This is a genomic window from Neisseria sp. HMSC055H02 (genome assembly GCF_001813335.1).
GTDB lineage: Bacteria > Pseudomonadota > Gammaproteobacteria > Burkholderiales > Neisseriaceae > Neisseria > Neisseria sicca_C.
This window is the reverse complement of the sequence record NZ_KV812063.1, coordinates 1-9,583: the sequence shown is the minus strand read 5'-3', so window position 1 is coordinate 9,583 and position 9,583 is coordinate 1. Positions and strand designations below refer to the sequence as shown.

Annotated in this window: 7 protein-coding genes; 6 read left to right on the top strand and 1 reads right to left on the bottom strand. The window is 52.3% G+C overall.

What is annotated here, in order from left to right; all coding sequences use genetic code 11:
* Positions 1-123: 123 nt before the first annotated feature.
* Positions 124-2,616 carry a ribonuclease R gene (gene rnr, locus HMPREF2907_RS00665; RefSeq protein WP_141754376.1) on the top strand — a complete coding sequence of 831 codons (2,493 nt, stop codon included), beginning with the start codon at positions 124-126 and terminating at the stop codon, positions 2,614-2,616.
* Positions 2,617-2,742: 126 nt separating this feature from the next.
* Here the strand turns inward: rnr and mobA are convergent, their stop codons facing one another.
* Positions 2,743-3,303, bottom strand: a complete 561-nt coding sequence (gene mobA, locus HMPREF2907_RS00660) for a molybdenum cofactor guanylyltransferase (RefSeq protein WP_039407304.1) — start codon at positions 3,301-3,303, stop codon at positions 2,743-2,745.
* Positions 3,304-3,539: 236 nt separating this feature from the next.
* On the opposite strand from mobA, the gene HMPREF2907_RS00655 reads away from it, so the two are divergent.
* The 5 genes from HMPREF2907_RS00655 to HMPREF2907_RS00635 all read left to right on the top strand — a co-directional run bounded on the left by HMPREF2907_RS00655 (position 3,540) and on the right by HMPREF2907_RS00635 (position 9,465).
* Entirely contained in the window at positions 3,540-5,336 is a 1,797-nt protein-coding gene (locus HMPREF2907_RS00655) for a histidine kinase (RefSeq protein ID WP_070679131.1), read from the top strand.
* The gene (locus HMPREF2907_RS00650; protein WP_003743074.1) at positions 5,333-5,989 is read left to right on the top strand and encodes a response regulator; all 657 of its coding nucleotides are present in this window, start codon (positions 5,333-5,335) and stop codon (positions 5,987-5,989) included. The genes HMPREF2907_RS00655 and HMPREF2907_RS00650 overlap by 4 nt, the downstream gene beginning before the upstream one ends.
* Before the next feature lie 302 nt (positions 5,990-6,291).
* The gene (gene dsbD, locus HMPREF2907_RS00645; protein WP_070679130.1) at positions 6,292-8,097 is read left to right on the top strand and encodes a protein-disulfide reductase DsbD; all 1,806 of its coding nucleotides are present in this window, start codon (positions 6,292-6,294) and stop codon (positions 8,095-8,097) included.
* 102 nt (positions 8,098-8,199) lie between these two features.
* The gene (gene ung, locus HMPREF2907_RS00640) at positions 8,200-8,859 is read left to right on the top strand and encodes a uracil-DNA glycosylase (RefSeq protein ID WP_070679129.1); all 660 of its coding nucleotides are present in this window, start codon (positions 8,200-8,202) and stop codon (positions 8,857-8,859) included.
* A 108-nt stretch (positions 8,860-8,967) separates the two neighbouring features.
* A complete protein-coding gene (locus HMPREF2907_RS00635) occupies positions 8,968-9,465 on the top strand; it encodes a YbhB/YbcL family Raf kinase inhibitor-like protein (RefSeq protein ID WP_070679128.1) in 498 nt (165 codons plus the stop codon).
* Positions 9,466-9,583: the final 118 nt, after the last annotated feature.

Genomic DNA, 9,583 nt, shown 5'->3' with positions numbered 1-9,583 from the left:
TAGCGCGTCTACCAATTCCGCCACCTGGGCTTTGCTTTATTTCCTGTTTTGCGTTACAGTGATTGACTATTTCGCAAAGAAGCGGTCATTATATATTTTAGAAAAAGAATGTCAACCAATAAAATGAACAAAAATATTAAATCTTTAAATTTACGAGAAAAAGACCCGTTTTTGAAACGGGAGAAACAACGTTACGAACATCCGCTGCCAAGCAGGGAGTGGATCATTGAATTATTGGAACAAAAAGGCGTGCCGTCCAAAATCGAAGTCTTGGCACGCGAATTGTCGATTACGGAAGAAGAGTACGAATTTTTCGAACGTCGTCTGAAAGCGATGGCGCGGGACGGTCAGGTTTTAATCAACCGTCGCGGTGCGGTTTGCGCGGCGGACAAATTGGATTTGGTCAAATGCCGTGTCGAGGCGCACAAAGACGGCTTCGGCTTCGCCGTACCGCTCACGCCCACCAAAGACGGCGATTTTGTCTTATATGAACGCCAAATGCGCGGCATCATGCACGGCGACATCGTGACCGTCCGCCCTGCCGGCATCGACCGCAAAGGCCGCCGTGAAGGAACGGTTTTAGATATTGTCGAACGCGCGCAAAGCAAAGTAGTCGGACGTTTCTATATGGATCGCGGCGTAGCGATTTTGGAAGCGGAAGACAAACGCCTGAACCAAAGCATCGTCTTGGAACCTGACAGCGTCGCGCATTTCAAACCCGAATCCGGTCAGGTCATCGTCGGCGAAATCGAGACTTATCCCGAGCAAAACCGCCCTGCCGTGGCGAAAATCATCGAAGTATTGGGCGATTATGCCGACAGCGGTATGGAAATCGAAATTGCCGTGCGCAAACACCATTTGCCGCACCAATTCAGCGAGGCGTGTACCAAAGCCGCGAAAAAAATCCCCGACCATGTTCGCAAAAGCGATTTGAAAGGCCGCGTCGATTTGCGCGATTTACCTTTGGTAACCATAGACGGCGAAACGGCGCGCGATTTCGACGATGCCGTGTTTGCCGAAAAAATCGGGCGCAATTACCGTTTGGTCGTGGCGATTGCCGATGTCAGCCATTATGTCCGCCCCGATGACGCTATCGACACGGACGCGCAGGAACGCAGCACCAGCGTTTACTTCCCGCGCCGCGTGATTCCCATGCTGCCGGAAAACCTGTCCAACGGCATCTGCTCGCTCAATCCCGATGTCGAGCGTTTGTGCATGGTGTGCGACATGGTAATCACTTACGCGGGCAATATTAAAGAATACCGCTTCTACCCTGCGGTTATGCGTTCCCATGCCCGCCTGACTTACAACCAAGTCTGGGATTGGATTTCAGACGACCTAGACCACCCGCACAAAGCCCAAATCGACACTCTCTACAAACTCTTCAAAATCCTTCAGAAAAAACGCTTCGAACGTGGCGCGGTGGAGTTTGAAAGCGTCGAAACCCAAATGCTTTTCGACGACAACGGCAAAATCGAAAAAATCGTGCCCGTTGTCCGCAACGACGCCCATAAGCTGATTGAAGAATGTATGTTGGCGGCGAACGTCTGCGCGGCAGAGTTCCTGATAAAAAACAAGCACACCGCCCTCTTCCGCAACCACTTAGGCCCGACACCCGAAAAACTCGCCACCCTGCGCGAGCAGCTCGGCTTATTGGGTTTGCAACTGGACGGCGGCGACAATCCGACGCCGAAAGACTATGCCGCGCTTGCCGAACAATTCAAAGGCAGACCCGATGCCGAATTGCTGCAAGTCATGATGTTGCGCTCCATGCAGCAGGCAGTTTACGAACCGCATTGCGACGGACACTTCGGCCTTGCCTACGAGGCATACGCCCACTTCACCTCCCCCATCCGCCGCTATCCCGACCTGACCGTACACCGCGCCATCAAAGCCGTGTTGAACCAGCAAACCTACACGCCAAGCAAAAGCTGGCAGGCTTTGGGCGTACACACCTCGTTCTGCGAACGCCGCGCCGACGATGCCAGCCGCGACGTGGAAAACTGGCTGAAAACCTATTACATGCGCGATAAAGTCGGCGAAATATTCGAAGGCAAAATCTCCGGCATGACCAACTTCGGCCTCTTCGTTACCTTGGACGGCATCCACATCGACGGCTTGGTACACATCAGCGATTTGGGCGAAGACTATTTCAACTTCCGTCCCGAAATCATGGCGATAGAAGGCGAACGCAGCGGCATCCGTTTCAACATGGGCGACAAAGTCAGCGTCCGAGTGGCGCGCGCCGATTTGGACACTAGCAAAATCGACCTGACCTTGATTAGCGGCGGAAGCAGCGGCAAGAAACGCCGCACCAAAAACACCGCCCAACCCGGCTCGAAAACCAAGCGCAAACTGACGGCGAAAGAAATCGAAGACGCGATGAAAACGCCTGTAAAACAGGAAAAACCCACCGCCAAACGCCGCAGCAAAGTCCAACCGGCCAGCGCAGCAACGTCGTCTGAAAACGGCAAAAAGAAAACCGCCAAAGCCAAAACGGCAACGGAAAAAGCCAAACGCAAAGACAAGAAGCCAAGCAAAAGCGTGAAAATCAAGGTGAAAAATCCGGATACCGCGCCAACCAAGCGCAAAGGCAGAAGCAAGGCTAACGGCTGATATTGCAACCCCAAGCCTCCTTCAATCACAAAAGGTCGTCTGAAATTTTCAGACGACCTTTTGTGTAATGACATTCATTTCGCAACAAATAAATGCCAGTAGTTTGAATATATTTAATTTTTCGGCTCAGGCAATGTTTGATTTTCCGTAACGGATAAAACAATCATCATGGTCAAATTGTAAGACACGGGCACGCTGTTGCTGCAACCACCCCCTCACCGTCCTTAATCCTGAATTCAAATAAGGTACGGTACTTTGTAAAATTTGCGGGCGGATGAACATCACGTTGTAATGCGGCGTTACAGGTGTTTCGATATAAAAGGCATTGCACAAAGGTGTTTTTTTAGAAACTGCCTGAAACCTTTCTACCAAATCATCCGGCAAATTAGGCATATCGCACGGCACAACCAAAAGCCAGTCGGCAGAGGCAATCTGCAAATCATTGGCAGCGGTACACAATGCAGCCAATCCGCCCAAATACCGCCATTGCCTTGCATCCGGCAGCAGGTGCGGGCTTCTGACGGCATAACTTTCCAAATTACGGTTAGCACTGATGGCAATATGGTCAACTTGCGGCCTAATCCTTTCGATAACGCAATCAATCAACGTTTTTCCTTGCCAGAGCAACAGGCCTTTATCTACGCCGTCTGACTGTCCCCCTGCCGATATCAACGCAAATATTTTCATATTTATCCTTTGTGAAGCGGTTTGGTTACCCGATGTCGTCTGAAAGTCTTCATCCGAGTGAGCGGGCTTATGATAAAATTCATATAATTTGAATTTTATCATAACATGATTTTACATTGAAACAGTGTCATCTCTATTTCATGGCGACCATCTCGTCGGTCCGATTGCCTCTAAGCCGAATGAATGATATGTTTACACAGTAACCGACTGAAAACTTCCAACGGCATATACCTTCTATGTCTTTCACATTCCGTTTTTTAGACCGCCTGAGCCTGTCTTCGCGCTTGAAGCTGCTGACCATATTATGGGTCGGCTCCGCCCTTTTGTCCGTCATTCTGACTTTGGTACTCTCTTGGAGGCTGCAAAATGCCGCCACCGTTATCGAAGATGCAGGCAACTTGCGGACGCAGGTTTACCGCCTTGCCTACATGGTCGGCGAACGCGCACCCAAGGCGCAAATCAACAATCAAATCCGCGAATTCGAACAAAACCTCAACCGCATCAGCCAGAGTAACGCCATACACCCGCTGATGCCCTCTGAAACACCGCCCGCCTACGACCTGATACAGACCGCGCTGATTGAAGACTGGAAAGCCAACATACAACCCGTCCTGCGCCGTTACGAACGCCCCGACCAAATCAAGCTCTACCGTTTTGCAGCCAATATCGAACTGTTTTTACAGGCGATGGAACACGCCAATGAGAAAAACACACTATGGTTGCGCCGCTTTCAAATGATTATGATGGGGATGATTTTTGCGGCGGCGGGACTGATGATTATCTGGCACTATGCATGGATTATCCGGCCTTTGGAAACACTGAGGGACGGTGTAAAGACCATCAGCCAAGGCAGGTTCGGCGTTCAGATCGACACAGACCAGATAAGCGAGTTTGCCCAAGTCAACAAAGGCTTCAACCAAATGAGCAGCCGGCTAAAGACGCTTTATACCGATTTAGAGGGGCAAGTGGCACGTCAAACTCAAGACCTGGCGCGACAAAACCGTGATCTGACGCTGCTCTATCAAACTACCCGCGATTTGCATCAAACTTTCACCCCCCAACAGGCGGCGGAAGAATTTCTCAAGCGCACCCTGCCTGCCGTCTCCGCAGAAGCGGGCAGCATCCGCCTTTGGGATAACGAACGCAAACGCACGGACATAGTGGCATCCATCGGGCTGCCTGATGATTCGGATGATGAGCCGGATACTGCCCCGGATAAAACGGCACTCAAACACGCCGTTTTCCCCATCAGCTATCAAGAAGAAGAACTGGGTGTTTTAAACCTGTATTTTTCAGACAACCTTAAACTAGATAACAACGACAACGAACTGCTGCGTACATTAAGCGGACAATTAGGCGTTTCCATCGTCAACAGCCGCCTCGAGCAAGAACGCCGCCGGCTTGCCGTTTTACAGGAGCGCAACCTGATTGCCCAAGGCCTGCACGACAGCATCGCACAAGCATTGACTTTCCTAAACCTCCAAGTCCAAATGCTGGAAAGCGCATTCTATTCAAACCAAAAAGAACAAGCCGAAGAGAATATCCGCTTCATCAAAGACGGCGTGCAGGAATGTTATGAAGACGTACGCGAACTACTGCTGAACTTCCGCACCAAAATCAGTAACAAAGACTTCCCTGAAGCCGTTTCTGCCCTGCTTACCCGATTTGAAAGGCAGACCAAAATCAACGTCAGTACCGAATGGAGGGATGAAGGCGCGGCATTGAACAACGATGAGCAGTTACAGATTATCTTCATCCTCCAAGAGAGCCTGTCCAACATCCGCAAACACGCCTTGGCACGCAACGTTACCGTCAGCATTGACAACCGTCAGGACTTTACGCTGATCATCCGCGATGACGGCGTAGGTTTCGATCCCGCCCACCTGGACACGCTTTCCGGCGAACATGTCGGCATGGGCATCATGCGCGAACGCGCCCAACGTATCCACGCAGAATTAGAAGTCAGCTCCAAACCGGATGAAGGTACAACCGTTACCCTAACCCTACCCAAACACAAGAGAACATTCTCATGACTATTAAAATTATCCTGATCGACGACCACACACTCTTCCGCAGCGGCATCAAAGCCCTGCTCTCCCGTCAAAGCGACTTCGAAGTCATCGGAGAAGCCGCCGACGGTTTGTCCGGCGTCAAAATGGCGGAACAGCTCAAACCCGACGTCGTCTTACTCGACCTTGACATGCCCGTCATGAACGGCCGCGAAGCACTGGCACAAATCTTGGGCGTCAACCCGAACCAAACCGTCATCATGCTGACCGTTTCCGAAGACAGCGACGACCTGACCGAATGCATGCGCATCGGCGCGCGCGGCTTTTTGCTGAAAAACATCAACGCCGACTTCCTGCTCGACAGCATCCGCAAAGCCGTGGACGGCGACAACGTCTTCTCTCCCGAAATGACCACCCGCCTCGTCCAATCCCTGATTTCCCCGTCCGCACCGCGTACCGATCAGGCACTCTCTACCCTCACCCCGCGCGAACTCGAAATCTTAGGCTACCTCGCCGCCGGACACAGCAACAAAGTCATCGCCCGTCATTTGGAATTGGCAGAATCCACCGTCAAAGTCCACGTTCAAAACCTGCTGCGAAAACTTGACCTCAGTAGCCGCGTCCAAGCCGCCGTTTACGCCGTTCAGCACAAAGTCCCGCAGCCTGAAATCAATTAAACGGCTCAGGATACCGGTACTCAAGCGGTAAAACATGAAGGTCGTCTGAAAATGGTTTGGATAGTTTGGACAGAATTTACCCTATCCGTTTTCAGACGACCTTTCCCGTTCCAATCGGCTATGAAAAAGAGACAATCCGACGGGCATCATCTATCAAGCAGTCCGATAATTCACCTCTAGCGACGATAAAAACAATCGCAACTTTAATATAAATTCAATCGCAACTTTAATATAAATTAAGGCCTATAAACGGCTGCTGCGTTTATAATGCGCCTGTTCAACCCTTCCACCGAGAAGACGCCATGAAAAAACTCCTTTACTTCTTTACCGCCTTTTTTGCCCTGTGTTCCAGCGCGTTCGCTGTAAATGCCGACGATTTGCTGCCGCCTGAAAAAGCGTTCGTGCCGCAAGTGAACGTTACAGACAAAGGCATCAACGTCGAATTCAAAATCGCCGACGGCTACTATATGTACCAATCGAAAATCGTCGCCGCTACCGCGCCTGAAGGCGTATTGGGCGAACCGGTTTTCAGCAAAGGCGAAGCCAAAGAAGATGAGTTTTTCGGCAAACAAACCGTGTTCCACCGCGCCGCGCAGGTTAACTGGCCTTACAAAAAAGCCGCGCCGACCTACAAGCTGACGCTGACTTATCAAGGTTGTGCCGAAGCCGGCGTATGTTACCCGCCCGTGGACACGTCTTTCGAGATTAATGGCAACGGCCTGTACCAGCCGCAAAGCGACGAACCCATATCCGCCAAAGACCGCTTCCTGCAACCCGATTCCGCCAAACCATCCCCCGCCGCCGCGCCTAAAGCCTCGCAAAACGACGACGGCAGCCGCTTCAAATTATCTTGGGAAACATTAAACGCCAACCTGTTGGCGTTTTTTACCGCAGGGGTATTCTTGAGCTTTACCGCCTGTATGTATCCGCTTTTACCGATTGTTTCCAGCATCATCGTCGGCGATAAAACCGCCGGCAAAGGCCGCGCCTTCGCGCTGTCCGTAGCGTATGTGCAAGGTTTGGCACTGACCTACACGCTGGTCGGCGTCATCGCAGGTCTGACGGGGGCGCTGCTGACCGTATGGCTGCAACAGGCATGGGTCGTCCTTGCCGCCGCAGGCCTGATGGTCGTCCTTGCGCTCTCCATGTTCGGACTCTTCAACATCCAACTGCCCAATGCCGTCCAATCCTATTTCCAAAACCAAAGCAGCAAGCTCTCCGGCGGCAAAATCTTCTCCGTTTTCGTCATGGGCATACTCTCCGCGCTGATCGTCGGCCCCTGCGTCGCCCCGCCGCTCGGATTCGCCTTGGGCTATATCGGACAAACCGGTGATGCCGTTTTGGGCGGACTGGCGCTGTATGTCTTGGCACTCGGCACCGGCGTTCCGCTGATCCTCATCGGCACATTCGGCGGCCACGTCCTGCCCAAAGCAGGCGACTGGATGAACGGCATCAAATACGCCTTCGGCTTCATCCTACTTGCCGTAGCCGTCTATCTCGCCACGCCGCACCTGCCCTACTACCTCGTGGTCGCGCTGTACACCCTGCTCATGATCGTCCCTGCCGTCATGTTGCTGGTTAAATCCGGCAAACAAAAAGGTCGTCTGAAAACCGCAGCCTCCGTTTTAGGCTTCCTGCTCATTATCGGCGGCGCATGGTTCGGCTGGCAAAGCGCAAACAAACAAACCACCGCCCTGCACCACTTCCTGACATTGTCTCCCCCGTCCGAAGCAGGCAAAACCACCGGCCACGGCAAAATGTTCACCGACGTCGCCGAACTCAAAGCCGCCATGGACGCCGCATTGAAAGCCAACCCCGACAAACCCGTCGTTTTGGATTTCTACGCCGACTGGTGTATTTCCTGCAAAGAAATGGCAAACTACACGCTCAACCAGCCGCAAGTGCATGAAGCCGTCGATATGGAACGCTTCTTCCAAATCGACGTAACCGCCAACACGCCCGAACATCAGGCACTCTACAAAGAATACGGAATCTACGGCCCGCCGGGCATTTTCGCCATCCACGCCGACGGCAGACGCAGCGACCCCTTGCTCGGCTTCGTCAAACCAGACGAATTCATCAACTGGTACAAACAAAACGAAAAATAAAGACGAAAGGTCGTCTGAAAACCTGAAACAGGGTTTTCAGACGACCTTTTTACAAACAACCGCACTATAATCCCAACTATCTCCCTTCACAAAGGCAGCCCCATGCAAACTTGGCACGAAGCAATCGGCTCGGAAAAGTCCGAATCCTATTTCCAACACATCATCGAAACCGTCAAGAAAGAGCGCGGCATGGGGCGGATTATCTATCCGCCTGCCGAAGACGTGTTCAACGCCTTTAAAGCAACCGAATTCGGTAACGTCAAAGTCGTGATTTTGGGGCAAGACCCGTATCACGGTGCAGGACAGGCGCACGGGCTGGCGTTTTCCGTCCGCGAAGGCGTCGCCGTCCCGCCCTCGCTGGTCAATATTTACAAAGAGCTGGCGGACGACATCGAAGGCTTCCGTATCCCGCAACACGGCTATCTGCAACATTGGGCGGAGCAGGGCGTTTTACTGCTCAATACCGTACTGACCGTCCGCGCGGGACAGGCGCATTCCCATGCGACATTAGGCTGGGAACGCTTTACCGACGAAGTGGTCAACCAAATCAACCAAAACCGCGAACACGTCGTCTTCATGCTTTGGGGCAGCCACGCGCAGAAAAAAGGCGCGTTTATCGACCGCAGCCGCCATCTCGTCCTCAGCGCGCCGCACCCCTCGCCGCTGTCCGCCTATCGCGGTTTTTTCGGCTGCAAACACTTTTCCCGCGCCAATGTCTATTTGCAGGAAAACGGGATAACGCCGATAGATTGGCAGGTATAAAACAGGTCGTCTGAAAACAGCAGCCCGGCAAACCGAACAATCCACCCTCCGTCTGAACAAGCCTTCCTTTTTCAGACGACCTCTTTCCCAACCCCACAGGAGAACACTATGCAGGTAACGACTTCAGCCATCGTCAACGGCGAATTTGAAGATAAATACGGCAAACGCGGCAGTCAGTTCAGTCCGAACGATATGCCGACTTACTCCATCCCCTTTGAGATCAGCGGCGCGCCCGAAGGCACGAAATCCTTTGCCGTCGTTTTGGAAGACAAAGACGCCATTACCGCCAGCGGATTCGTGTGGACACACTGGCTGATTGCCGACCTCAAGCGTACCTCCGTCGCCGAAAACGAAAGCCTGACCGCCACCGACTACACGCAAGGCGCAAACAGCTGGGCGAGCCTGTTGGGCAAGTTGGACATCGGAGAAGCCACAGGCTACGGCGGCATGTATCCGCCCAACTGCCGCCACCGCTACGAACTCATCGTTTACGCACTCGACACCGTATTAAACCTGCCGCGCGGCTTCCGCTTCAACGACCTGCACTTCGCCATGCAAGGACATATCTTGGACAGCGCAAGCGTAATGGGAACGTATGACGTATAAAGCTTAAGCAGTTTGAGACCTTTGCCAGATTTTTCAGAAAGCGCAATCTTAGAAACAGAAACGTCGTCTGAAACCTGTAACTACGTTTTTAGACGACGTTTTTATTGAATCAGCTTAG